The sequence below is a fragment of the Dietzia sp. HMSC21D01 genome, from assembly GCF_001815995.1.
Classification (GTDB): domain Bacteria; phylum Actinomycetota; class Actinomycetes; order Mycobacteriales; family Mycobacteriaceae; genus Dietzia; species Dietzia cinnamea.
The window spans coordinates 1-960 of the sequence record NZ_KV824009.1; the positions used below are offsets into that span (position 1 = coordinate 1).

Here is a 960-nt window from a genome sequence, read left to right on the forward strand (position 1 = left end):
ACGGTGGCCGCCGCGAGAGACCGCGGGCGGGGAGATCGTGGGCCGACCGGCGAGCCGCGGAACGGTGGAGGGCGCCGTGCGGGTGGCGCGCTCGATCGTCGATGCCCGCGAGGTCCGGCCCGGCGAGGTGCTCGTCGCGCGCGTGACGGACGTGGGCTGGACGCCGTATTTCACGGTGATCGCTGCGCTGGTCACCGACATCGGGAGCTCGGTCTCGCACGGTGCGGTGGTCGCGCGCGAGTACGGCCTGCCGTGCGTGGTGAACACGATCGTCGCCACGCAGACGCTACGCACCGGCGACCGCGTCCGCGTAGACGGAGACCGGGGCGTGGTGACGCGGTTGGAGGGGTGAGGCGCTGGGCGTCCGTGTGGATCGCTGCCGCCCGGGGCGAGGCCACCGACCTGAGCGGCTCCGGCGATGTCGGGCTGGCCCCGGCCCCTGCTGCAGCGCCGTCACTCTGTCGCGCGGTCACACCTGCTCACGTTTTCCCAGGTCCACTTCGCCACCATGCCGCATTTGTGACCACTTTCCGGGGGTCGGGGCACGGCGAGTCCCGGGTGCGGCGCTGGTGGCCGACCTCGATGGCAACAGCATGAGGCGTGACAAGGGCTGGTGCTCGGCCCCTGGATGACGGGCCGACGCGCTGCCCAGTGGCGGCGCCGGCGACAGGCTGCTAGACGTGGAGGTCCACGCGCCCCCATGCCACGAGGAGGACGAGATGATCACCGAGGACCCCATCGACCCGGACGAATACACCCCGGGCCCTGATTCGGTCACCGCTCCCGAGGAGTACGAGCCCGAGGTGACCGTCGACGACCCCTTCCGCGAGGCAAATCCGGCGGACGTCGCCGAGCAGGCCATCGAGCTGCCCGACGACGACGGCGACCCGGAAGGTGACGACGACGAGGTCAGCTGACCCTGCTAGATGACGGCGAGGGGCCGGCTCCATGTGAGCCGGC

At 71.8% G+C, this 960-nt stretch carries 2 protein-coding genes; both read left to right on the top strand.

The genetic code is table 11. The features are described from left to right. Window positions 1–352, top strand: a 352-nt coding sequence (locus HMPREF3086_RS12685) for a PEP-utilizing enzyme (protein ID WP_246830989.1), incomplete at its 5' end; no start/stop codon positions are given. A gap of 328 nt (window positions 353–680) precedes the next feature. Continuing rightward, window positions 681–917 carry a hypothetical protein gene (locus HMPREF3086_RS12690; protein ID WP_083324439.1) on the top strand — a complete coding sequence of 79 codons (237 nt, stop codon included), beginning with the start codon at window positions 681–683 and terminating at the stop codon, window positions 915–917. The last annotated feature ends 43 nt before the right edge of the window (window positions 918–960 follow it).